This is a genomic window from Actinoplanes regularis (assembly GCF_900188005.1).
Classification (GTDB): domain Bacteria; phylum Actinomycetota; class Actinomycetes; order Mycobacteriales; family Micromonosporaceae; genus Actinoplanes; species Actinoplanes regularis.
Genome location: NZ_FZNR01000006.1, coordinates 23,850 through 48,230 on the forward strand (window position 1 = coordinate 23,850; position 24,381 = coordinate 48,230).

General features: G+C 71.7%; 19 protein-coding genes. 6 read left to right on the top strand and 13 right to left on the bottom strand.

Translation table 11 applies throughout. The annotated features are described in order from the left end of the window. The first annotated feature begins 47 nt into the window (after positions 1-47). Positions 48-830: a hypothetical protein gene (locus tag CHC09_RS17760; protein WP_143232400.1), complete on the top strand. Its 783-nt coding sequence runs from the start codon at positions 48-50 to the stop codon at positions 828-830. 113 nt (positions 831-943) lie between these two features. Next, positions 944-1,561, top strand: a complete 618-nt coding sequence (locus CHC09_RS17765) for a DUF3455 domain-containing protein (protein ID WP_089294248.1) — start codon at positions 944-946, stop codon at positions 1,559-1,561. Here CHC09_RS17765 and CHC09_RS17770 read toward each other — a convergent pair. The 3 genes from CHC09_RS17770 to CHC09_RS17780 form a co-directional block, all read right to left on the bottom strand. Beyond that, positions 1,554-2,294 (bottom strand): PP2C family protein-serine/threonine phosphatase, encoded by a 741-nt coding sequence (locus tag CHC09_RS17770; RefSeq protein WP_089294249.1) that lies wholly within the window; start codon positions 2,292-2,294, stop codon positions 1,554-1,556. The two genes, CHC09_RS17765 and CHC09_RS17770, sit on opposite strands and share 8 nt — an antisense overlap. A 76-nt stretch (positions 2,295-2,370) precedes the next feature. Then, the gene (locus CHC09_RS17775) at positions 2,371-4,134 is read right to left on the bottom strand and encodes a glycoside hydrolase family 6 protein (protein WP_089294250.1); all 1,764 of its coding nucleotides are present in this window, start codon (positions 4,132-4,134) and stop codon (positions 2,371-2,373) included. Between the two features lie 330 nt (positions 4,135-4,464). Continuing rightward, on the bottom strand, positions 4,465-5,898 hold the full coding sequence (locus CHC09_RS17780; protein ID WP_239138452.1) for a sensor domain-containing diguanylate cyclase: 1,434 nt from the start codon (positions 5,896-5,898) through the stop codon (positions 4,465-4,467). A gap of 316 nt (positions 5,899-6,214) precedes the next feature. Between CHC09_RS17780 and CHC09_RS17785 the strand changes: the two genes are divergently transcribed. Then, positions 6,215-6,709: a hypothetical protein gene (locus CHC09_RS17785; protein ID WP_089294251.1), complete on the top strand. Its 495-nt coding sequence runs from the start codon at positions 6,215-6,217 to the stop codon at positions 6,707-6,709. A 100-nt stretch (positions 6,710-6,809) separates the two neighbouring features. Then, positions 6,810-9,758 (top strand): glycine--tRNA ligase, encoded by a 2,949-nt coding sequence (locus tag CHC09_RS17790; protein ID WP_089294252.1) that lies wholly within the window; start codon positions 6,810-6,812, stop codon positions 9,756-9,758. A gap of 102 nt (positions 9,759-9,860) precedes the next feature. Here CHC09_RS17790 and CHC09_RS17795 read toward each other — a convergent pair whose 3' ends face one another. From CHC09_RS17795 to CHC09_RS17805, 3 genes are all read right to left on the bottom strand, one after another. Next, on the bottom strand, positions 9,861-10,616 hold the full coding sequence (locus tag CHC09_RS17795; protein ID WP_089294570.1) for a DUF2306 domain-containing protein: 756 nt from the start codon (positions 10,614-10,616) through the stop codon (positions 9,861-9,863). A gap of 96 nt (positions 10,617-10,712) precedes the next feature. Next, positions 10,713-11,363 (bottom strand): response regulator, encoded by a 651-nt coding sequence (locus tag CHC09_RS17800; RefSeq protein WP_089294571.1) that lies wholly within the window; start codon positions 11,361-11,363, stop codon positions 10,713-10,715. Then, a complete protein-coding gene (locus CHC09_RS17805; RefSeq protein WP_089294253.1) occupies positions 11,360-12,469 on the bottom strand; it encodes a sensor histidine kinase in 1,110 nt (369 codons plus the stop codon). The genes CHC09_RS17800 and CHC09_RS17805 overlap by 4 nt, the downstream gene beginning before the upstream one ends. A gap of 57 nt (positions 12,470-12,526) precedes the next feature. On the opposite strand from CHC09_RS17805, the gene CHC09_RS47125 reads away from it, so the two are divergent. Together CHC09_RS47125 and CHC09_RS17815 are read left to right on the top strand one after the other, a co-directional pair. Then, entirely contained in the window at positions 12,527-15,115 is a 2,589-nt protein-coding gene (locus CHC09_RS47125) for a DUF6493 family protein (protein ID WP_089294254.1), read from the top strand. A gap of 124 nt (positions 15,116-15,239) precedes the next feature. Continuing rightward, a complete protein-coding gene (locus CHC09_RS17815) occupies positions 15,240-16,343 on the top strand; it encodes a glycerophosphodiester phosphodiesterase (protein ID WP_089294255.1) in 1,104 nt (367 codons plus the stop codon). A 131-nt stretch (positions 16,344-16,474) separates the two neighbouring features. Here CHC09_RS17815 and CHC09_RS17820 read toward each other — a convergent pair whose 3' ends face one another. From CHC09_RS17820 to CHC09_RS17845, 7 genes are all read right to left on the bottom strand, one after another. Further along, positions 16,475-16,783 (bottom strand): hypothetical protein, encoded by a 309-nt coding sequence (locus CHC09_RS17820; protein ID WP_089294256.1) that lies wholly within the window; start codon positions 16,781-16,783, stop codon positions 16,475-16,477. 11 nt (positions 16,784-16,794) lie between these two features. Further along, the gene (locus CHC09_RS17825; RefSeq protein ID WP_089294257.1) at positions 16,795-18,153 is read right to left on the bottom strand and encodes an inorganic phosphate transporter; all 1,359 of its coding nucleotides are present in this window, start codon (positions 18,151-18,153) and stop codon (positions 16,795-16,797) included. Positions 18,154-18,428: 275 nt separating this feature from the next. Continuing rightward, positions 18,429-19,241, bottom strand: a complete 813-nt coding sequence (locus tag CHC09_RS47650; RefSeq protein WP_239138451.1) for a PKD domain-containing protein — start codon at positions 19,239-19,241, stop codon at positions 18,429-18,431. Continuing rightward, positions 19,213-20,499 (bottom strand): PQQ-dependent sugar dehydrogenase, encoded by a 1,287-nt coding sequence (locus CHC09_RS47655; RefSeq protein WP_239138450.1) that lies wholly within the window; start codon positions 20,497-20,499, stop codon positions 19,213-19,215. Before CHC09_RS47655 ends, CHC09_RS47650 begins: the two co-directional genes overlap by 29 nt. Next, positions 20,499-21,401 carry a sugar phosphate isomerase/epimerase family protein gene (locus CHC09_RS17835; protein WP_089294572.1) on the bottom strand — a complete coding sequence of 301 codons (903 nt, stop codon included), beginning with the start codon at positions 21,399-21,401 and terminating at the stop codon, positions 20,499-20,501. Before CHC09_RS17835 ends, CHC09_RS47655 begins: the two co-directional genes overlap by 1 nt. Positions 21,402-21,532: 131 nt before the next feature. Then, a complete protein-coding gene (locus CHC09_RS17840; RefSeq protein WP_089294258.1) occupies positions 21,533-22,828 on the bottom strand; it encodes an aspartate aminotransferase family protein in 1,296 nt (431 codons plus the stop codon). A 21-nt stretch (positions 22,829-22,849) separates the two neighbouring features. Further along, positions 22,850-24,250, bottom strand: a complete 1,401-nt coding sequence (locus CHC09_RS17845; protein WP_342352358.1) for an aminotransferase-like domain-containing protein — start codon at positions 24,248-24,250, stop codon at positions 22,850-22,852. Between the last annotated feature and the right edge of the window lie 131 nt (positions 24,251-24,381).

Here is a 24,381-nt window from a genome sequence, read left to right on the forward strand (position 1 = left end):
CCCGGCGAACTTACTGGTGAAGGGGACGTCTGAGAAGGGGGATCGACGTGCGGCATTCCACCATGCGGCTGCTGGCGGTGTGCACCGGGGTCGGGCTGGGCGCGGCCGGCGTGACGACACCGGCGCTCGCCGACGTTCCGGGGTTCGGGGTGCGTGTCACCGCGCCGGCCACGTTCCAGGCCGATGGGGCGGCGAAGACCCTGACCGCGGTCGCCACCTCGGAGCAGCTGCGCTGCCGCAAGGTGCGCTGGACGCTGCTGGTGCGCGGTGGAGATGTGCCGCTGGAGCGGATCCGGGTCGCCCGGGTCGAGGACAACGGCGAGTTCCCCACCCGGGTCGCCGTGAACGGCGACACCGCCACCATCGTCGACGAGCAGCTCGACCCGGGCACCCTGTGCCGTAACCGGACGGTGACCGGCAGGTGGCAGATCGCCTTCAGCGGGAACGACGGCGGCGAGGTGCGGTTCGAGGCGCGGGCCTTCGACGCCCAGAACACCCTGCTCACCACAAGCTCGGCGACCACCGAGGTGGCGACCCGGGTGGCCACCTCGTCACCGTCTCCGTCCCGGACGACCGCCTCGCCGGAGCCCACCGAGGACGAGCCCACGGAGGAGACCGACGAGCCGACGGAGCCGGCCGACCAGACGCGGAGCGCGTCGGCGCTCGTCCCGGCGTCGGCCGGCGACAGCAACGTGCTCGGCCCCGGGCTGATCGTCGGCGGCGTGTTCTTCCTGCTCGGCCTGGTCCTGCTGCTGCGGCTGCGGTCCCGGACGCGGCAGGCGCGCCGCCGGGCCGCGACTCCGCCGACCGGTTTCTACACGATGCCGTAATCCGTCCGGTTATTCCCTGATCTCCTCGGTGATTCCGTCTCTAAACGGGACGAATACGTCTACGGTGCCCGTACCGTGATCCACAACGTCACCGTCCATAGGGGAGGGGCCCCGTGGCACATTCCGCAAAGATCGCGGGCGCGGTCGGCACGCTCGCGCTGGTCTCCATCGCCGTACCGGCCGGGGTGTCCTTCGCCGGCACCGACCGGCGCGCCCCGGAACCGGTCTCGCGCCCGGCCACCAGTCAACAGGAGAGCTTCCTGGGTGGTCCACCGCAGGTCCCGGCCGCGCTTCAGCCACCGCCCGACAACACGCTGCAGGCCGTGCTCAAGGCCCGCGGCGTGCAGCTCTACGAGTGCAAGCGCGGCATGTGGGAGCCCCTCGAACCGGCCGCGTCGCTGACCGGCATCACCATGAGCCCGGTCAAGAAGGTCACCGCGCTGCACTTCCGCGGCCCGGCATGGGTCTCCGACCAGGACGGCTCGATGGTCGAGGGCGCCGAGCCGGTCGCCGTGCCGGCCGTGGGCGCCGGTAACGCGCCGCAACTGCTCTACAAGAGCGCCAAGAACCGGGGCGGCGGCCTGTTCGGCGCGGTCACCTACATTCAGCGCATCGACACCCAGGGCGGCGCGGCCCCGGCCAGATCCTGCGGCGGCGACCAGCCGATCGCGGTCCCGTACCACGCGGTATACCGATTCTTCAGTAAGAAGCAGCCGGCCGTGGTCAACTGACCGCCAGCACGATCGCGGTGGCGTTGTCCTCGCCACCGGCCCCCAGCGTCGCGTCCAGCAGGGCATTGACGACGACGGCCGGGCTGCCCGAGGCCAGCAGACGGGCCAGGTCGTCGTAACCGACCTGGCCGCAGACGCCGTCGGTGCAGAGCAGCAGCCGGTCACCGGGGTGCAGCGGAATGTCGAGCACGTCCGGATCGGGCCGGTCCGGGTGGCCGGCGTAGCGGGTCAGCCGGTAGCCGTCGGCGTGGGCGCGGGGGTCGCCGGCCGCGTACCAGCCGTGCACCAGGCCGAGCCAGGCGACCGTGTGATCGACGGTGAGCAGTTCGAGCAGGCCGGCCCGCAGGCGGTAGGCGCGGGAGTCGCCGAGCTGCACGATCCGCGCGGCGGCCGTCGCACCCTCGGCGACTCCGGCCAGGGCGGTCAGGGTGCATCCGGTCAGCTCGTTCAGGGTGCGGGCCTTGTCCCGTACGCGGGAATGCACTTGCGCGACGGCGGCCCGCAGCGCGGCCGGCGAGGGATCACCGAACTCGCCCGCGAAGGTCGCCACCGCGATGCGGCCCGCGGCCGCGCTGCCCTCCCCCGCGCCCATCCCGTCCGCGACGATCGCCAGCGGCCGGTCGGCGTCGAGGTGCGACACGTCGTAGTTACGGTCGTAGCGCTGCCCGATGACGCTCCCCGCGGCCGCGCTGATCCGGAGATCACCGACCGGCCACGACACCTCGCTGATCATGCCGTCATCATTTCATGCAGGAGGACCCCCGCCCCGGGCGTGATTCGGGGCGGGGGTCCGGTCTGCTGAACCGTTGTTACAGGGCCGGGTAGGCGTTCGCCATCAGCTGCTGGAACTGCGCCGAGAACCAGGCACCCGAGATTGGGGCGTTGGGCAGGGCACCGCTCATGCTGTTGCCGTTGCGGGCGTTACCGGTGTAGGTCGGGTCGCACATCTGGTCGAAGCCCTTGCCCTCGTCGTTCGGGATCAGCGAGGACGAGCCGTCCGACTCACCCGGGGGCTTCACCCAGACGTAGGCGTCGATGCCCGTGGCCGGGGCAGCCTTGGGACGCTCGCCGAGGCCCGCACCGGACTGGTTGCACCAGTTGCCGGCGTGGATGCGACGGTCGATCCGCGACTCGTTGACGTAGGTGTCGATGACGGTGGAGGTGCTCGCCTTGGTCGGCCGGGCCGAACCGCCCCAGCCGTTGCGGGAGGTGTCGATCAGCATGCCGATGTTGGAGTTGAAGCCGATCGAGACCAGCTTGGTCCGGAACGCCTGGGCAAAGGTCAGCTCATCGCTGTACTGGTTCCAGTCGATCCACTTGGACTGCCGGATGCTCTGGCCACCGACCGTCGTGCTCGGCTGGATCCACGGCTCACTGAGCGCGGAGTAGTTCGCCGTGTTGGTGATGAAGCCGGTGACGTTGTTGACGCTGCCGGAGGCCTGCGCGGCCTGCAGCATGATGTCGGCGGTCGGGCCGAAGTTCGAGTCCCAGCCGATCCAGCCGTGGTGGGCGGCGTCCACGTAGTTGTAGACGTTGCTGATCGCGCCGAGCTTGTTCAGCGCGTAGCCGACGCCCTGCACGTACCCGCCGTTGGCCTTCATCGTGTCGCACATCGCCGTGGCGCCGGCCTGGCCCGAGGTGTTGGTGACCAGGTTCGGCAGGGAGTCGATCTCGACGACGTTGATGATCCGCAGGCTCTTGTACTTGGCGTCGTTCTCGATCGCCGCGATCGGGTCGATGTACGCCGACTTGTAGCGCGGCAGCTCTGTCGGGCCGAGCTCACCGTTGGAGGCGAGCGCGGCGCAGTCCCGGCCGGGCAGGTTGTAGATCACGAACTGGATGTAGCCGGCACCCTGGGCGAGCGCCGCGTCCAGGTGGTCCCGGACGCCCATCGAGCCGTTCGAGCTGCTGTCGTCGGTGCCCTCGATGGCGGCGATCCGGTCCAGCCAGACCGCGGTCGGGTTGTTCGAGACGCGGCTGCCGCCGGCCTCGGCGTCGGCCTTGGCCTTCCACTCCGGGTTGACGTAGCCCTTCGCGCCGGCGTAGGGGTTGTCCACCTTGGTGCCGGGGTTCGTCGGCGTCGACGGGCTGGTGGACGGCGAGACGCTGGTCGACGGGCTGGTCGACGGGCTGCTGGACGGCGACGTCGGGACGGTGCCGGTGCAGGTGACGTTGTTCAGCTTGAACGACGAGGGCGCGGTGTTCGTGCCCGAGTAGTTCGCGTTGAAGCCGAAGTTGGCCGTCCCGTTCGTGCCGAGCGAGGTGGACCACGACGGGTTGGTCGCGGTGACGTTCTGGCCGGACTGGGTGATGGTGGCGCTCCAGCCCTGCGTGATCGTCTGGTTCCCGGGGAAGGCCCAGGTGACGTTCCAGCCGCCGGAGATCGGGTCACCGAGGTTGGTGACCGTCACGTTGCCGGTGAAGCCGGTTGACCACTGGTTCACCGCATAGTCGACGCGACAGCCGGCGGCGGCGCTGGCCTCGGTCGAGATGGCGACCGCGCCGGCGCCGGCCACGACACTCACGACGGCGGCAGCCGTGAGGGCACGGGCCCGGGTGGGAATGGGTCTCATGAGGACTCCTCGAGACGTACGGCGGCGCAATGATGAGCGCCAATGGGAGCGACGACCGACGCATCGGTGGGGATCGAAGGCCGACGCGCACAGCATTACATGGGAGCGCTCCCAGCGCAATGATCCCGAAACAGCCGAGCAACTACCCGTTCACCGCGAAAAGCCGGCCCGCTATGCGGACCGGCGACAAACCTTCCTTCCAGTACGACCATGGAGCCCCGCGAACACGCCGCTCGGCCGAGCGGACGGAGTTGCGCGGGGACGACCGCGGCGATCCTGGCGACTCCCGCCCCGTACGGGGGGCTCGAGTCGCCGGGATCGCATCGAGTCTCAGGTCGTCAGCCGAACCCCGCCGCCGGACCGCTTCGCCTCGTACATCGCGGCGTCGGCGTCCTTCATCAGGTTGCTGAACTCGGTCGCGTGCTTCGGGAAGAGCGCCACCCCGATGCTCGCGCCGATCTGCACCGTCTGGCCGTCGATCTCGAACGGCTCCTTCAACCGCGCGCAGATCCGCTCGCCGACCTTGACCGCCACCTCCGCGTCCGGGTTCCCGGTGACCAGCACCGAGAACTCGTCGCCGCCCAGCCGGGCGACCAGGTCCGGCTTGCGGATCAGCTTGTCCAGCCGGTCGCCGACCAGCTGCAGCAGGATGTCCCCGGCGTGGTGGCCGATGGTGTCGTTGACCTGCTTGAAGCCGTTCAGGTCGAGCAGCAGCAGCGCCAGCCGGGTACCGGTGGACATCGCGATCTCGACCGCCTGCTCACCCCGGTCCAGCAGGTGCTTGCGGTTGGGCAGGCTGGTCAGCGAGTCGTGGTACGCCTGCCGGGTCAGCTCCTCGACGTGCATCTGGTTGGCCTGCCGCATCCGGGCGCTGTCCATGACCAGCGCACCCTCTGCGGCGAGCTGCTGGGCCAGGATACGGTCCCGGCCGCTCCACTCCCGCAGGCCGGAGGAGTCGCCGCAGATCACCAGTCCGACCGGGCCGAACCCGGACATCAGCGGCATCGCGATGAACGAGCTGAGCCCGAGCGTCTCGGTGATCCCACCGGGCCGGACCTTGACGCTGGCGGCGTTGTTGACCAGCACCGGCTCGCCGGACTCGACCGTGCTGCGCCAGATCGGCGACTCGATCGCCGACTTGCCGACCAGGTTCACCATCAGCTGCTGCTGGCGCTCCTCGGGGCAGCCGACGCTGTAGACGTACCGGATCCGCCCATCGCCGTCGATCAGGTGCAGGCCGGCATGCTCGGCGCGGAACGCCGTGGCGCAGGAGTGGGTCAGCAATTCAGCCGCCTCCTCCACGTTGCCGGCCTTCATGCCCTTCTCGAACAGCTCCTGGATGGTGGCGCTGGTGTGCGCCACGAACTGGCGCGCCTTCTCGGCGAAGAGCCCCTGCAGCGTCGTGGCGAAGTGCAGCGCGATCGTCGAGATGGTCTCCGGCCGCAGCTGGTCCAGGGTCTCGCCGGTCAGCAGCAGCACACCGACGGTCTGCCCGCCGATCCGCAGACGAATCGCCATCTGCTGCCCGTTGATCACCGGAGGACCACCGGCCGCCGTCCGGAACACCTTGCCGGCGACCACCTGATCTCGCCGGCCCGGCTCGCCGAACTGGGCGGTCCCGGCCATCAGACCGGTCTCGGAGTCCAGTTCGAAGACGGTCGCCGCGGTCAACCCGGCGATTTCCCGCAGATGCGGGGTCATCAGGTCGAGCACATGCTGAACCGAAGGAGTGTCCTTGGTCATGAAGCCGACCAGTTCCGCCAACAGCAAGACCTGCCGGTCCGGCGTCACACCTGTGTCGCCGGGGGCCTCCAGCTGAGGTCCGGTTGTGTGCAATCCGCTGCCCACGCTCATGGCCCTAGTGGTCGGCACTGACGGGGCCGGGTTGAGCCGGGCGAGCGACTCGGCCGGTCTCAGTTCGGTTGCGGACCGGTTGCAGCGCCCGCACCGGACAGCTGAAAGGGCGTGTCTGACCTGGTAATCGACCCGATGGGCGGTTAGCGTCGGTGACGACCCGCGCGCTGACTGAGCCGGAGGGCCCGTGGACGCGTACCCGAAAATCGCCCCACCGTCCCGAATCGTGACCGCCGTCGCGGTCACGCTCTTCGTCACGGCCGCCCTCGCGGCTGCCGTTCTCTCCTGGATCGACCACCACAGGCCGGTCCTGCCCGTCTCCGTCGCCACCCGGCCGCACACCGGTCTCGGCAACAGCCCGGAGTCGTGGCCGTCCGCGACCGCCGGGCCGCAGGCCGAGCTGGACTTCACCCACCGTGATGACCTCGCCACCCTCGACCTGCTCGGCCAGTACGCCGCCGAACTCGCCGCACCTCCCGCCGGCCGCACCGGCCCGGCCACGGTCCTCGCCGAGCACCAGCGCCTGCGCCGGGCGATCTCCAGCGACGAGCACCTGGTGGTTCTGCTGCTCAGCACCGACCTGGCCCATCCGGCGAGCGACGCGGGAAGGTGGCTGACGCTGGCGCTCGGCGACTTCCCCGATCCGGCGTCGGTGACCGCGTGGTGCCACACCGTCGACGCCCCGCACTGCGTCCCCCGGCGCCTCGACCCGCCACGCTGAGCAGTGGTGAGGCCGGACAGCGGTCGCTGAAAGGTGTAAAGATCACCGGCGGGCATATTCGCTGGCATTCCGTGCGGGGCCGGGCCCTAGACTTCGGCGCATGCTCACCATGCAGGAGGCTCTGTCCCGTTTGACGGCGTACTGGACGGCGCAGGGTGCCCTCGTCGTCCAGCCGATGAACACCGAGGTGGGAGCGGGCACCCTGAACCCGGCCACGTTCCTGCGCGTGCTCGGTCCCGAGCCGTGGCGGGTCGTCTACGTCGAGCCGTCGGTGCGGCCCGACGATTCGCGCTACGGCGAGAACCCGAACCGGTTGCAGACCCACACCCAGCTCCAGGTGATCCTCAAGCCCGACCCGGGCAACTCCCAGGAGCTCTATCTCGGCAGCCTGGCCGCGATCGGTATCGACGTGGCCGCGCACGACGTGCGGTTCGTCGAGGACAACTGGGCCTCCCCCGCGCTCGGCGCCTGGGGGCTGGGCTGGGAGGTCTGGCTGGACGGCCTGGAGATCACCCAGTTCACCTACTTCCAGCAGGCCGGTGGGCTGAACCTCGACCCGGTGTCGGTGGAGATCACCTACGGCATCGAGCGGATCATCATGGCGCTGCAGGAGAAGCAGCACTTCAAGGAGATCGAGTACGCGCCGGGCGTCAGCTACGGCGAGGTCTTCGGCCAGTCCGAGTACGAGATGTCCCGCTACTACCTGGACGACGCGGACATCGAGGCCAGCCGCGGGCTGCTCGATCTCTACGCGGGCGAGGCCCAGCGGATGATCGACGCCGGGCTGCCCGTGCCCGCGCACACCTTCGTGCTCAAGTGCTCGCAGGCGTTCAACGTCCTCGACTCGCGCGGCGCGGTCTCCACCGCCGAGCGGGCGTCCGAGTTCGCCCGGATGCGCCGGCTCGCCGGTGAGGTCGCCAAGCTGTGGGTGGATCGCCGCACCGAACTCGGGCTGCCGCTGGGGACCACCGTCGCACCGGAACCGGCCCGGCCGATCAGCGCCGTGCAGACCGACGACCGGCCGCGGACCCTGGTCTTCGAGATCGGCGCCGAGGAGCTGCCGCCGGCCGAGCTGCGCGCCGCGCGGGAGCAGGTGCTGCGCCTGGTCACCGAGGGACTGGCCGGCACCCGGCTGGAGCACGGGGAGATCCGGGTCTTCGGCACGCCGCGCCGGCTGATCGTGGTGGTGCAGCAGGTGGCCGCGCGCGAGGACGATCACGTGCGGACCGTCAAGGGCCCGAAGACGCAGGCGCCCGCCAAGGCCATCGAGGGCTTCGCCCGCGGTCACGGGGTCTCGGCCGACGACCTGGAGACCGAGGAGTTCAACGGCGTACCCCATCTGGTGCTGCGCAGGCACGAGGCCGGGCGCGCGGCACCGGAGGTCCTCGCCGACGTGCTCGCGAAGGTCGTCAGCGGCCTGCGGGCCGCCAAGAACATGCGGTGGAACGACCCGAAGCTGGCGTTCAGCCGCCCGCTGCGGTGGCTGACCGCGCTCTGGGGTGACGACGTGGTCCCGGTCGCGGTCTCCACCCTGGCCGCCGGCCGGCAGACCCGGCTGCTGCGCACCGCGGTCCCGCCGGTGGCCGACATCGCCTCGGCCGAGACGTTCCTGGAGACGCTCGGCGTCAACGGCATCGTCGCCGACCACGAGGACCGCCGGGAACTGATCGTGATCGGCGCGCAGGACCTCGTCTACCCCGACGGCCGGATCGACGTGAAGGGCGAGGCCGCGCTGATCGACCAGATCACCGACCTGGTGGAGCAGCCGCTGCCGCTGCTCGGCACGTTCGACGAGGGCTACCTGACGCTGCCCGACGCCGTACTGACCACGGTGATGCGCAAACACCAGCGGTACCTGCCGGTCCGCGACGAGGACGGCAAGCTGCTGCCGATGTTCGTCACGGTGGCGAACGGGCCGGTCGACGTCGAACTGGTCCGCGGCGGCAACGAGGCGGTGCTGCGCGCCCGGTACGAGGACGCCCGCTTCTTCTACCGCGCCGACCTGGACACCCCGCTCGCCGAGATGACGGCCCGGCTGTCCCGGCTCACGTTCACCGACAAGCTCGGCTCGATGGCCGACCGGGCGGGCCGGATCGGGGCGCTCGCCCGGCAGCTGGGCGACCGGCTCGGCCTGGGCTCGCCGACCCTCGACCGGGCCGCCGAACTGGTCAAGTTCGACCTGGGCTCGCAGCTGGTCACCGAGATGACCAGCCTGGCCGGGGTGATGGCGCGGGATTACGCCCTGCACGCCGGCGAGTCCCGGGCGGTGGCCGAGGCGGTCTTCGAGGCGGAGCTGCCACGCAACACCGGGGACGCGCTGCCGCGGACGCTCCCGGGCGCCCTGCTGTCGCTCGCCGACCGGCTCGACCTGGTGGCCGGCCTGGCGGCGACCGTCGGGCTGCCGACCGGCTCCAGCGACCCGTTCGCGGTGCGCCGGGCGGTGCTCGGCCTGCTCGCCGTGCACCGGTCGACGCCGGAGTTCGCATCACTCTCGCTCACCGACGCGCTGGCCGTGGCCGCGGCGGCACAGCCGGTGCCGGTCGGGCCGGAGGTGCTCGCCGCGGTGAGCGACTTCCTGGCGAAGCGGCTGGAGCAGGCGCTGACCGAGGAGGGGCGGCCGGTCGACCGGGTCCGGGCGGTGCTGCCGCACTTCGCCCGGCCGTCGGTGGCGGACACGCTGCTGGCGCAGCTCTCGGTCGCGGTCGGCGACGCGGACTTCGCCGCGGTCGCGGCGGCGATCCAGCGGGCGCGGCGCATCGTCCCGGAGGGCACGATCGCCTCCTACGACACGGGCGCGCTGAAGGAGCCGGCCGAGCTGGCGCTGCACGACGCGGTCACGGCGGTTCGCGGCGGCCTCGACCCGTCCGTCGTGGACCTGCCGCGGTTCGTGACGGCTACCGGCCAACTGGTCGAGCCGGTCAACAGGTTCTTCGACGACGTGCTGGTGATGGCGGAGGACCCGGCGATCCGGGCGGCACGGCTGGGTCTGCTGGCGGCGGTCCGTGACCTCGGTGAGGGGCTCCTGGACTGGCCACAGCTGCGGATCTGAACCGCAGGACACGCTGACCGCTGACCGCCGCCGGGCCACCCGGCGGCGGTGGGCGGCGCCGCGGTCGGTGCGGTCGCAGCCCGTTCATGGCGAACGTGACGGTCACGCCGCGCGCGGAGCACGGAGACCCGGACGGCCGCGGATGATCCACTCGGCGACGAGGATGTTGATGATCCAGCCGGCGGCCATCATGACCGCGCGGGCACCGACGCTCGGCGTCCCGCCGATGAGCAGGGCGGGGAGGTGGGTGAAGACCTGGGTCCCCGCGCCCTGCGCCAGCGCGTAGGCCCGGATCATCCAGGCCCGGTGGCTCGCGATGTCCCGCCGGCGGATCGTCACCACGGCCAGGACCAGGGACACGACCATCACGGTCCCGACGATCAGGCGCATGATCTCCACGAGCACGCCGTCGACCGGCGGGAGGTCGTAGAAGACGGCCATCCACATCCCGCTGACCGCCACGGTCGACCCGGCCGCCACGAGGAACCGGCCGGCGACCCGGTGCCAGCGCGGACGCCGGCGCCGGAACGCCGGGGCGAACTGGAACGCCCCGACCACGCAGTAGAGGATCGCGGCGATGATGTGCGCCACGACCGGCACCGGCATGTCGAAGAAGCGCGCGTTCTCCTCGGTGACCGGCACGTTCGTGGCCAGCTCGCCGAGCCGGTGCGCGCCGGCGATCGAGGGCACCAGGCTGAGGGCGATCAGCGCCGCCGGAATCCGCCAGCCACCCCGTCGCCGCGGCCCACGCCGCCCGTCGCGCCCCGGCGGCGCCACGGGCCGCGCGTCGCCCCCGGCCGTGGGGAGCGGGCTGTCGCTTCCGGACCGTCCCGGCTCCAGGTCCGCGTTCGTCGTCATGCGTCGATGGTGGCCGCCGGAGACGTCCGGGACACCGGTCCGAAGACCGGTCCCCACCCTTCTTCGGAACGGTTCGAAAACCGTACTTCCGGCCGGTTACCGTCGCCCGTTCTCGTATGCCCACATGGCTATCTCGACCCGGTTCCGCACCCCGAGCTTCGTCATCAGATTGGCCACGTGCGTCTTCACGGTGCTGAGGCTGATGTACAGGTCGGCGGCGATCTCACCGTTCGTCCGCCCGCCCGCCACGGCCAGCAGCACCTCCTCCTCCCGCTCGGTCAGCGGATCGGCCGGCCGCCGCGGTGGCCCCGCGGAACCGCCCCGCGCGAAGGTCCGCAGCAGCCGCGCGGTCACCGCGGGCGCGATGAGCGCGTCCCCCGCGGCCGCCGCCCGGACCGCCTGGCCCAGCAGCTCGGCGCCGGCCTCCTTGAGCAGGAAGCCGCGGGCACCGGCCCGCAACGCCCCGTAGACATGCTCGTCCAGGTCGAACGTGGTGATCACGACGACCGCGATCGGGTCGGCCACACCCGGACCGGCCAGCTCACGGGTCGCGGCGATGCCGTCCACGCCCGGCATCCGGATGTCCAGCAGGCACACGTCCGGGCGCAGCCGCCGGGCCAGCTCGACGGCCTGGTGACCGTTCGCCGCCTCGCCGATCACCTTGATGCCCGGCTGAGCATTGAGAATCATGGTCAACCCGGTACGCACGATCTCCTGATCGTCCGCCACCAGCACGCGCACGGTCACGCCGGCAGCACCGCCTCGACGTGCCAGCCGCGCTCCGGGCCGGGCCCGGCCGTACACCGGCCGCCCAGCAGCTCGGCGCGCTCCCGCATGCCGCTCACGCCGTACCCGGAAATCGTCCCGGACCGTCGCAGACCCGGCACCGCGCCGTCGTCGGTGACAAGTAGCCGGACCTGATCCTTCTCGGCCACCACCCGGACCAGGATGCGGGTCGCACCCCGCGCGTGCCGCCGCGCGTTGGTGATCGCCTCCTGGGCGATCCGGTAGATCGCGGCGCCCACCGCCGGTGCCACCGCGCCCAGGTCATCGCCGACCTCTATCTCCACCTTCGGCCCGGCGCCGCCGGACAGAGCGGCCAGGTCGGCGAGCCGCGGCGGGTCCGGTTCGTCGGTGCGCAGTGCTCGGATCACCGTACGCATCTCGGTCAGCGCCTCCTTTGCCTCGCTCTCGATCAGGCGCAGCGCGTCGGTGGCCGCGTCCGGATCACTGCCGGCCGTGGCCAGCCCCGCCTGCGCCCGGATCGCCATCGCGGAAACATGGTGGGCCACCGTGTCGTGCAGGTCGCGGGCCAGGCGCTCCCGCTCCCGGAGGCGGACCTGCTCCAGCTCACGGGCCCGGGCGCCGGACCGGAACCGCATCGCCGCACCGAGGGCGAGAACCGCGAGGGTGAGCGCCGTCCCACCCACCGTGTCACCGGCGTTGACCTGGCCGGACCCGAACGACACCAGCTGCTTGACGATGATCACCACGAGCCCCAGCGCGGCCTCGCGCCCGGAACCCCAGCGGAACAGCGAGTAGAGCACGATCAGCAGGTAGACCAGCGCGTACTCCTCCGGCGGCACGTTTCCCGAGAAGACCGGCGCGATCAAGGTCGCTCCGAACGCGACGGTCACCGCCAGCAGCGGCCGGCTGCGCCGGATCAGCAGGGTCGGGGTGAGCGCGACCGCGAGCACCGGTGCCGCCACTCCGCCGGGCGGATCGGGACGAAGAACCCCTTCCAGTACGGCGACGAGCGCGCACACCGCGACGAGCGTCCAGTCGCGCCGGCCGACGGGGCGGCCGCCGGGAGGACGCGGTTCCGCGAGGAACGAACGCAGGGCGCCGGGCACGCCCCGATCGTACGATCGCGCCCGGATTTTGTCGGACCCCGGATCTAGGGTGGCCGCATGTCGATCAGCTGGGACGCGATCCTGGTGCGGGCCGGTGACGCCGCCGCCGTCACCGAGCTGCTGCTCGCCACCCCGGAGCGGGAGCGGCGGGCGTTCGGGCCGGAGCTGCTGGCCCGGGTCAAGGCCCTGTCCGACGCGGACCTGTGGCAGGCCCATCCACGGCCCGGCCCGGTGATCGCGCTGGCCGCGATCGGCTGCCTGCCCAGCCCGGCCCAGGCCGCCACCGTGCTCGGCCGGCGGTGGGTCCGCGAGTGGCCCTGCATTCCGGTGCCCGAGTTCCTGACCATCGCCCGCGCCCGACAGCTCGACTGGCTGGGCGACCTCGGTCTCCGGCTCGCCGAACGGGTCGGCGCGGGTGCCGGCGGGCCGCGGGCCGCCGAGTGGGCCCTCGTCGACGCGCTGCTGGTCGAGGGCGGGGTTCGACCGCCGATCACCCGGAGCTTCGTCCAGGGCTGGATCCGCACCCTGCCGGAGGGGCTCACCGCGGGGCTGCGCGACAGTCCGTGGCTGGACGTCGCGTTGCCCGCGGTGTTCGAGCTCGACGGCATGGGCTCCGAGCTGCCCGAGCCGGGCTTCGCCGAGGCAGTCGTCCAGTTGATCGCCGAGGGCCGTCTCGACCGCGCGACGATCCTGGACGCGACGATCGACCGGCAGCTCCGCGGGGATCGGCCGGCCTTCCTGCGACCGTTCACGCAACTGCACGACCGGCTCGCGCCCACCGTCGACGAGGTGGCCGCGCGGGCGTCGGACTACGCACGGCTGATCGGCTCGGCGCCGTCCCCGATCGCCGGCAGCGCCCAGCGGGCGTTGCGCGCCGCCGACGAGGCCGGACGGCTCGATCCCGATGTGCTGCTGGCGGCGAGCACGGAGGTGCTCACGCGTAAGGAGAAGGCGCTCGTCCGGGCGCAGCTGTCCTGGTTGGAGCGGGTCGCCGCGCGCGAACCGGCCCGGTCCGACGAGATCGCCGGGACGATCGCGATCGGTTTCGAGCACCGGTCGCTGGACGTGCAGGAGTGGGCGCTCGAGGCGATCGGTCACCTCGTGTCCCGGCTCTCCCCCGCCACCCGAGCCGCGATCCTGAAGGCGGCCGGCTCACTCTCCGGTGCCCTTCCCGCCCGAGCCACCACCCTGCTGTCTCCCCGATCCGGCACCGGCCCGCCCGAGGCCACCCCGCCCCGACCCGCCCTGCCCGGGTCGGCGCTGCTCGGGACGCACGCCGGTGAGCCCCGAGCGGCCGCGATGCCACCGCCCTTCCAGCGCCCGGCCGAGCTCGCCGAGGAGTTCCTGGCGCTGATTCACGATCAGACCGCCATCGGCTGGGAGCGCGTCCTGGCCGCGCTGGTCGCCCTCGGCTCGCGCGGCGACCGGACCGCCATCGCCGAGGCGCTCGGCCCGGTACTGACCCGGCACACCGACCTCCTCAGCGGCTACGGCTGGTCACGGCTGCTCTTCCTCGGCGAGGCGACCCGGGCGATCCTCGACGGCGCCGAGGGGCCGATGTCGGGCCGCGTCCGGTGGGAAGCCGTCTACGCCGGTGACGACGCGTCCCTCATCCACATGCCGGACGACGTTCTGAAGCTGCGGATCGCCGAGGTCGCCCAGCGCTGGACCGCCGCCCCGGTCCCGATCCTGTTGGCCACCCCGACCCATGTGGACGGCAGCCTGGACGCGGGCGTGCTCGCCGACCGGCTGGCCCGGGCCGAGACGGAGGGCTGGGAGCCGTGGCCGCTCGACTACGAGCAGGCCCTGCTCCGCGTCGTGGTCGATCCGGCGGTGGTGCCCCGCGCGGAGCGGCTCACCTCGGGTCGCGGCCGGCAGTTCGCCGAATGGCTGTCGACCGGCGGGCTGCCCGAGCCGGTCAGCACCCGTTTCGAGCAGCGGGGCAGTGCCCTGATCCGGGTGGTGGCCAACCTCGACCCGGCCCGGTCGGACGGCCCCGGCCTGATCCTGGAGAACGCGCTCTGCACGCTGTCCCGCTCACCCCGTCCGGGCTGGAGCGGCGGCCACGACTTCACACCGGACATCCTGGCCATGGTGCTGCCACGGAACCGCGAGGTGGCCGCGGCCTGGACCCTGCCCGCCTTCGCGGCCCTCGCCGACCAGGACTGCCGGGACGCGTCCCTGCTTCCGCTGCTCGCCGACGCCGCCGGACCGATCGGCCCGGCGATGGCGCTCGCTCTGGTCTACGCGCTGGCCGCCCGGCACGAGCCGGACCGGTTCGCGGCGGTGGACGCGTTCCTGGCCCTGGCCGGTCGCCCCGAGCCGTTCGCCGAGGCGGTCGGCGCGGAGCTGGGTGCGCTCGGCAGGGACGGCGTCATCAAGCTTCCCCGGGTGGCGGTCGCCCTCGCCGACGCCCTCCGAGCCGGGGCCACCACCCCGGTCTGGGTGACTCTGGCCGCCGCCCTGCCGATCATGCTGCCGGCCGCCCCGCGCGGCCTGCCCGACCTGCTGGAGGTCGCCACCCAGGCCGCCGGCGCGGTCCACGCCCGGACCGACCTCCCGGAACTGACCGCCATCGCCGACCGCAAGGGCGGCTCCCGCCTCATCCGGGAGGCCCGGCGCCTGCGGGAGGTGCTGGGCGGTTGATGACCATTGGCCGGGCGTTCGCGGACACGCCATGAGATCGTCGCTTGGCCGACGAATCCGTCACCTGGACTTCCTGTCGGTGAATCCGGTCACCGGGCCGGACCCAGGATTCCGTGGAGGAAACGTGGCAGATCGCCGTCAGGTGCTGCGCTTCGGCGCGGTGGCCGCCGCCGCTCCGGCGCTGGGTGGGGCCGTCGCCTCTCCCGCGTTCGCACACGACCGGCCGGGCGGTCACGAGCGGAGGACGACGCTGGTCGTCGGCCATCGGGGCGCCTCCGGATACCGTCCCGAGCACACCCTGGCGTCGTACGAGCTGGCCGCCCGGATGGGGGCCGACTACCTGGAGCCGGACCTGGTCAGCACGAAGGACGGCGTCCTGGTCTGCCGGCACGAGCCGGAGATCGGCGGCACCACTAACGTCGCGTCGCACCCGGAGTTCGCCGACCGCAGGCGCACCGTGGTCCTGGACGGCGTGAGCGTGACCGGCTGGTGGACCCAGGACTTCACGCTCGCCGAGCTGAAGACGCTGCGCGCCACCGAGCGCATCCCCGGCACCCGCCAGCACAACACCCTGTTCGACGGCCTGTTCGAGGTGCCGACCTTCCAGGAACTGCTGGACCTGCGCAAGCGCCTGGTCAAGGAGCTGAACCGGGACCTCGGCGTGTTCCCGGAGACCAAGCACCCGACGTTCTTCCGCGACCTCGGTCTCGAGCTGGAGACCCCGCTGGTGCGGGTGCTGCGCCGCAACGGCCTGGATCGCCGTGGTGCGAAGGTGTTCATCCAGTCGTTCGAGGCGAAGAACCTGAGGACGCTGGCCGACCAGCACCGCGTCGAGGTCCCGCTGGTCTTCCTGAGCAGCGCGTCCGGCACGCCGTTCAACGACACCCGCACGTACGCGGACTACCTGACCCCGGTCGGTCTCAAGGAGCTGTCCGAGTACGTCGACGGCCTCGGCCCGGAGAAGGGCCAGATCATCCCGCGCAAGGCGGACGGCACCCTCGCCACGCCGACCACCCTGGTCCGGGACGCGCACCAGGCCGGGCTCAAGGTCATCCCGTACACCTTCCGCGCCGAGAACTCGTTCCTCCCGGCGGAGCTGCGGGTCGGCACCGACCCGAACGCCTATGGCAAGGCGATCGACGAGCAGGTCACCTTCCTGCGCGCCGGCATCGACGGCCTCTTCACCGACCAGGCCGACATCGGCGTCCTGGCCCGCAGCCTCGCCTGACGACCCGGGCACGAAAAAGCGGGCACACCAAGCGGGCGCGACGAAGCGGGTCCCGAAAGACACCAGGACCAGTCCGGGGATACCGGGCTGGTCCTGGTGGTCGTTTTCGCCGGGTGAAGCCCCGGAACCGACTACTTGGGGACGATGGTCGGGTAGATGTGCTCGAAGCTGATCTTGTTACCGAAGCCGGAGGCCACGATGAAGGTCAGCCCGAGCAGCACCCCGGCCACGACGATCGCGAACAGCAGGTAGCCGAGGACCGTACCCAGCGGCCGCTTCGTTCCGGCGGTGACGCCGGAGGCGTCGACCGAAGCCTCACCCGCCCCCCACGCCAGCGAGCGGATCCCGAGTGCGAACAGCACCGGCAGCCCGGCACCGAGGACCAGGCCGGCCAGCAGGACCCGCCACGCGCCGTCGAGCGCGAAACCCAGGTTGTGCATGTCGACTCCGCTCAGTTCGCCGCGGCCACGGGGGCCGGGTCGGTGATCGCCGCATCCGTCTCGTCCTCGGCCGGGGCCTGGACCACCGCTTCCACGTCGGCCAGGGCCGAGGCGTGGGGCACCGAGTCCGCCTCGACCGGGTCGGAGTGGAACGCGGCCGAGTCGCCGGCGGGAGCCGGACCGGACGGGGTGGCCTCCCACTCGTCGTTGACGTTGTCCGAGGAGACCTGGTGGGCGCGGGAGCGCAGCCACATCGCCACCGAGGCGGCGACCAGCAGCACGAAGACCACGACCGCGCCGGGAATGCCGCCGATCAGGTGACCGATCCACCACATCACGGCGCCGATCAGGCCGGCCGCGGGCAGGGTGATCAACCAGGCCGCGACCATCCGGCCGGCGACGGCCCAGCGCACCTGGGCGCCGGGCCGGCCGAGGCCGGAGCCGAGCACCGAACCGGTGGCGACGTGCGTGGTGGAGAGCGCGAAGCCGAGGTGGCTGGAGGCCAGGATGACGGCGGCGGCGCCGGACTGCGCGGCGGTGCCCTGCGGCGGGTTGATGTCGGTGAGACCCTTGCCGAGGGTACGGATGATCCGCCAGCCGCCCAGGTAGGTACCGGCCGCGATGGCGACCGCGCAGGCCGCCTTGACCCAGAACGGGATGTTCTTGGTGTCGCTCCAGTCGCCGGAGGCGATCAGGGCGAGCGTGATGACACCCATGGTCTTCTGCGCGTCGTTGGTGCCGTGCGCGAGCGAGATCAGCGAGGCGGAGCCGATCTGGCCCCACTTGAAGCCCTGCTCGGTGAAGCGGGCCGCGATCCCGGCGGTGATCTTGAAGATCAGCCAGGTGCCGACCGCGGCGACGACGGCCGCGATGACCGGCGAGAGCACGGCGGGCAGCAGCACCTTGCCCACCACGCCGTCCAGCTTCGAGCCGTCACCGCTCCAGTTGACGCCGGCCCAGCCGAGACCCGCCACGGTGGCGCCGATCAGGCCGCCGAAGAGCGCGTGCGACGAACTGGAGGGGAGGCCGACCAGCCAGGTCAGCAGATTCCAGACGATCCCGCCGACCAGACCGGCCAGGATGATCAGGAGCAGTCCGGATCCGCCGTCCGCCAGGAGTTCGGCTTTCGGCGCGCCGGTCTTGTCCTGGATCTTGACGACCGCGTTCGTGACGGTCAGCGCGACCTCGACGGAGAGGAACGCCCCGATCAGGTTCAGCACACCGGAGAGGGCTACGGCGGTTTTGGGCCGCAGGGCTTTGGTAGCGATGGAGGTGGCCATCGCGTTCGCCGTGTCGTGGAACCCGTTGGTGAAGTCGAAGGCGAGTGCCGTCACTACTACCAGCGCGAGGATCACGGAGGTTTCAGTCACGCAGTGATCGTGAATGGTCAACCGGGTCCACTGCCAGAGGGGGAACGCAACATGTACAAGGTTCCACCGTCGTTAACCTGATGTTTCCCCAAATCTCACATAACGCACCCGGCCGACTACACGGGGTGTCTGTCAACAAAGGATTGGTGAACATTCGCCAGATAATCGACGTGGACCTATCCGGACATCCAGAACAATGTTCCGAAGACGTTACTATCGGGTAAATCGAGACGATCTTGGGTGCCGGCCGGACCTGACGGCCCGGCCGGCGTCCATCAACCGGTCGGGGTCAGCACGACGGTCGCGGTCCCGGTCCGCCGCGGGGTGCCCGAGTCCGTGTACGACGCCACGAACACCGCCGTGAGGTTGCCGGCCCCGGCGTGCCCGGCGTCGACGAAGGTGGCGATCGTGCCGGTGCAGCCCGACGAGGTGGAGAGCGGGTGCCCGTGCTGGTCATGACCGAGGATGTAGGTGACGGTCACGTTCGCGCAGTTCACCGGGGTGTCGTCGGCAACCGTGACCGCGTAGCTCACAGTCTGCCCGAACTCGAACGGCTGGCCGGTCACCGGGCTGACGAACGTCACCTGCGGGGCGAGCGGGCCGACCGGCAGGATCACCTCGGCGGAGGCGGAACGACCGGTGCTGTCGGTGACCTTCAGAACGGGGCGGTAGTCGCCGTCGGCGGTGTAAGTGTACGAGGGGTCCGGCTCCGTCGAGTCGACGTGCCCGTCGGCGTCGAAGTCCCAGGCGTACCTCAGTGCGTCGCCGTCCGGGTCGGCGGTCCCCGCGCTGGAGAACGACACCGTGAGCGGCGCCCGGCCGTTGCCCGGGTTCGCGCTGACCCGCGGGATCGGGGTCCGGTTGCCGCGAACGTAGTCGATCCGGGCCAGCTGCGCGTCCGGGTTCTCGCTGAAGTACCCGTCGCCGTACTCCAGCACGTAGAGCGCGCCGTCCGGGCCGAACTCCAGGTCCATCGGGTTGTCGAAGACGATCTCCGGCAGCACCGGGTCGATCTGCGTGACCCGGTTGCGCCGATCCAGGTGGAACCCCTTCACGTAGTCACGGGTCCACTCGGCGAACAGGGGCACCCCGTCGAATGCCGCCGGCCACTTGAACGGCGACCGGGACCGGGCGGAGTAGTCGTAGGCCGGTCCACCCATCGGGCCGATCCCGCCGGTGCCCAGCTCCGGGAACTCGGCACTCACCCCCGTACGAGTAGATGATCTCGGCCTTCTCCACCGGCGGCAGCTCGCGCAGGCCGGTGTTGTGCGGCGAGTCGTTCACCGGCCCGGCGCAGTCGAACGGCGCGCCGGACACCCCGGTGGCGAAGTCGTAGTCCACGTACGGCACGTCCGGCGCCACGCAGTACGGCCAGCCGTAGTTCGCCGGCCTGTCGATCGCCATCCAGCGTCCCTGCCCGGCCGGGCCACGCGCCGGGTCGGCGGCCCGCGCGTCCGGCGAGTAGTCGGCCAGGTAGACGACGTCCGTGGCCGGGTCGACGGTGAAGCGGAACGGGTTCCGCAGGCCCATCGCGTAGATCTCCGGCCGCGTCCCGGGGGTTCCCGGGCGGAACAGGTTGCCGCGCGGGACGGTGTAGCCGCCGTCGCGGCCGACCCTGATCCGCAGCAGCTTGCCGCGCAGGTCGTTGGTGTTCCCGGCGGTCCGCTGGGCGTCGAAGGCCGGGTTGCGGTTCGCCCGCTCGTCGAGCGGCGCGAAGCCGCTGGAGAAGAACGGGTTGGTGTCGTCACCGGTGGACAGGTAGAGGTTGCCGGCCCGGTCGAAATCGATCTTGCCGCCGACATGGCAGCACATGCCCCGGTCGGTGGCCACCTCGATGATCTTCTGCTCGGTCTCCAGCCGCAGGGTGTTGCCGGCCAGCTTGAACCGGGAGAGCCGCATGACGCCCTGGAACGGGGCGAAGTCGGCGGCGGTCCCCTCCGCGGGCGCGTCGCCCTCGTTGACCGTCGGCGTGGCCGGATCGTCGACCGGCGTGTCCAGCATCGGCGAGTAGTAGATGTACACCCACTTGTTGCGGCTGAACCCGGCGTCGATCGCGACGCCCTGCACGCCCTCCTCGTCGTGCAGGTAGACCGGGATCCTGGCGGCGAGCACGTTGCGCCCGGTGGACGGCTCGTGGATGCGGACCTCGCCGCCCCGGGCGGTGTGCAGCACCCGGCGGTCGGGCAGCACGGCGAGCGCGATCGGCTCGCCCGGGAAGTCGTCGAGGGTGACCTTCTGGAAGTCGGTGGACGGCGGCAACTCGTGCCCCGGATGGGCCACGGCCACGGCCGGGGTGACCAGCACGGCCACGCCGACGGCGCCGATCAGTGCGAGGCGCCGGAACATCAGAACCTCAGCCCGTCGAGGTACGCGTATCCGCGCCGGGCCGTGACCAGGGCATCCGCGGGTGTACGGGGCGGGGTGCCGGCATCGTCGCGCTCGACGATGTACTCCACCAGGCCCGCCTCCCGGGCGTGCCGGAAGATCCGGCCGAAGTCGATCAGGCCGTCGCCCGGATCGGCGAAGCCACCCGCCACGTTGAGGTCCTTGACGTGCACCTGCCGGATCCGGCCGCGGTGCTCGGCGATCAGGTCGACCGGGTCGTGGGCACCGCGGAACGCCCAGAAGAGGTCCACCTCGAGGTGCACCAGGCGTGGATCGGTCTCGGCGGTGAGGATGTCGAACCCGGTCCGGGCGGTGCCGTCCTGCCGGAGGAACTCGGCCTGGTGGTTGTGGTAGCCGAAGCTCAGCCCGGCCCGGCGGGCCAGCTCACCGGCCCGGTTCAGGTCACGGGCGAAGGCGCGGTAGACGGCGGCGTCCCGGATCGGGCCGGCCGGCCCCTGCCCGAAGAACGGGTGGACGATGAACCTGTTGCCGACGACGGCGGCGTCCTCGAGCGCGCGCTGCCAGGTGGCGGCGTCGAACGGCTGCGGGATGCCGACGTGGCCGGAGGTGGCGCGCAGGCCGGCACCGTCCAGGGCGGCGCGGAACCGCGCCGCGGTGCGCCCGACGAAGCCGGCGTGCTCGACCCTGGTGTAGCCGATCGCGGCGAGCTCGGCGAGGCTCGCCTCCAGGTTCAGGCCGAGCTGATCGCGCAGCGTGTACAGCTGCACGCTGATCTGGTCCCTCGGGACCCGGTGCGCGGAGCCGGCCCCGCCTGCGGCGGCGGCTCCGGGAACGGCGAGTGTGCCGGCGGCGCCCGCGGCGGCGGCGCCGAGAAGTTGACGGCGGCTGAGAGACGGCTTCATCGCGGCCCTCTCCATCGATAAATCGATATGCGTGTGGAGGCTACCGAGATGTTTCGTCCCCAGTGAAGGCAAGTTTCTTCAGAACAAGCCAAAGTTCGCGAGCCGCCGACGAAACCCGCCGGCGCCACGCGTCAGGCGATCCGGGACTCCGCGTCGGCCGTCGCGATCGCGTCGACCAGGACGGCCAGCCCCTCCCGGGCCTCGTCCTCGGTCAGGGTCAGCGGCGGGCCGATCCGGAGCACATTGCCGTACAGGCCGCCCTTGCCGACCAGCAGGCCACCGGTCCGGCAGAGCTCGAATACGCGCAGGGTGGCGGCCGGGTCGGGCTCGGAGGTGCCGGGGCGGACGAACTCGACGCCGATCATCAGGCCCCGGCCGCGGACCTCACCCAGGATGTCGTACTGCAGATCGCGCAGCCCCGCCAGCAGCAGCGAGCCGACCCGTTGCGCGTTGCCCTGCAGATCGTGCGAGAGCACGTAGTCCAGCACCGCGTTCCCGGCGGCCGCGCTGATCGGGTTGCCGCCGAAGGTGGAGAAGCTGAGCGCCGGAACCGCGTTCATGATCTCGGCCCGGCCGACCACCCCGCCGAGCGCGAACCCGTTCCCGATCCCCTTGGCGAAGGTGATCAGGTCCGGGGTGACCCCGTGCGCCTGATAGCCCCAGAAGTGCTCGCCGGTGCGCCCCCAGCCGGTCTGCACCTCGTCGGCGATCAGCAGGATGCCGTGCTCGGCGAGCACCTTGCGGTACGCCCCGAGCAGCCCGTCCGGCCCGTGCACGATCCCGCCGACCCCCTGGATCGGCTCCGCGATCAGGCCGGCCACGTCGCCGGCGGTGACCGTGGCGAGCACCTCGCGCAGGTCGTCGACGGCCGCGTCGATCAGATCGCTGTCGGACAGGCCGGCCATCCGGCCGTGGAGCCGGTCGGCCGAGGCGAGCCAGTGCACGGTGAGCGGGCTGAGCGAACTGGACGACCAGCCGCGATGCCCGGTCACCGCCATGGTGGCGAAGGTCCGGCCGTGGTAGCCGTTCTTGATCGCCAGGATCTGGTTGGAGCGGCGCGCGTTGGTGGCGAACAGCAACGCCGACTCGTTCGCCTCGGTGCCGGAGTTGGTGAAGAAGACCCGGGCGTCCGGGATGCCGGAGACCCGGGCGATCTTCTCGGCCAGCTCGACCTGCCGCCGGATCAGGTAGAGCGTCGAGGTGTGCGCGACCCCGGTGGCGAGCTGCGCCCGTACCGCGTCACTGATCTCGGCGATGTCGTAACCGACCATCGTGGTCAGCACACCGCCGAAGAAGTCCAGGTAGGAACGGCCGGTGGCGTCGGTGACGCGGCGGCCGGAGCCGGAGACGATCTCCAGCGCGTCGTCACCGTAGTAGAGCGGCATCCATCCGGGCATGACGGCCCGGTGCCGGTCGAGAAGAGACATGGCTACCTCCGCGAGTGTGAGTCAGCGCCAACCGTGCGGGTGTCCACGACCGCGCGCGCCGCTGCCGCGGCCGGTCTGGAAGACGGCCGAGGCGAGCACCTCGGCCAGGTCGTCGAATCCGCCGGCGACCAGGCCGGCGGTCAGTCGTAGGTGGTCACCGCCGAGCGGGGTGACGCAGAACGGGGCGCCGGGCGCCGCGCCGATGCCGTGCGCGGCGAGCGTCACCATCGCGTTCTGCTGATCCGGAACGGACATCCACAGGTTGATGCCGTCGGCCGCCGTAGCCGTCACGCCGCGCCTGCCCAGCGCGGCGAGCAGGGCGGCGCGGCGCTCGGCGTAGGCGGTCCGGGCCGCCGCGACGCTCTCGATCACCCCGGGATCGGTGAGCAGATCCAGCAGTACGCCCTGCAGGAGCCGGCTGGACCAGCCCGGCCCGAGCAGCCGCCGCTCGATCACCTGGTCGACCACCGCCGCCGGCCCGCCGACAGCGGCGAGTCGCAGGTCCGGTCCGTGTGACTTGGAGAAGCTCGCCACGTGCACGGTCCGGCCGGGCAGGTGCGTGCCGAGGCTCACCGGCGGCGCGGTCGCGATGTCCCCCGCGTGGTCGTCCTCCACGACCAGCAGGTGCGGCGCGCCCCGCAGGACCCGGGCGAGCGCCGCGGCGCGCGCGGCGGTCATGCTGACCCCGGTCGGGTTCTGCGCCCGGGGCTGGAGGAAGAGCGCGACCGGGCGGCGCTCGGCGAGCAGCTGACGCAGGACGTCCGGGTCGAGCCCGGCGTCACCGAGAGGCACGCCGATCACCGTGGCACCGGCCGCCTGGAGCCGGTCGAGCAGCGGCGGGAAGGCCGGGTTCTCGACGAGCACGTGGTCGCCGTAGCGCACCACGACGTCGACGAGGCGGTCCAGCGCGTCCAGGGCGCCGTCGACCACGGTCAGCCGCTCCGGCGGGAACGGCCACCTGTCGCGCAGCACGGCCTCCAGGGCGGGGAGCACCGGCTCGTCGAGGTAGCTGCCGGCCCAGCGGCCGTCCCCGATCCGGCCGAGCGCGTCGCTCAGGTCGGGGAGCAGCTCCGGATCCGGCACGCCGGTGGACAGATCCCGGGCGAGGGCGACGGACGGCCGGCCGAGCTGGGCGAAGCGCGGCAGGGCGGGGCCGGAGACGTACGTCCCGGACCGTCCCCGGGTGTCGATCGCGCCGGCCAGGGTCAGGTTGCGCCACGCCTCGCTGACCGTCGTCGGGCTGACGCCGAGCGACCCGGCGACCGCGCGCACGGTCGGCAGCCGCTCCCCCGCCGGGAGCCGGCCGGTCGTGATCAATCGGCTCACGGCCGCGGCGATACCCCGGGCGCTACGGTCCTCGACCGCCCCCGTGATCAACGGAAGCAAATTACCTCTCCGAAACAGTCGGTTACATATTGGCAATTGTTCGGCTCAATGTGTGTCGTTAAGGTCCTACGGCATCAGACGCTGCTAAGCAAGCCCTAGCGCTGGGGATACTGCGAGGAGTAGACACACGATCACAGGCGCCTCTCCGGCGCACTGCGCGTGCTGAA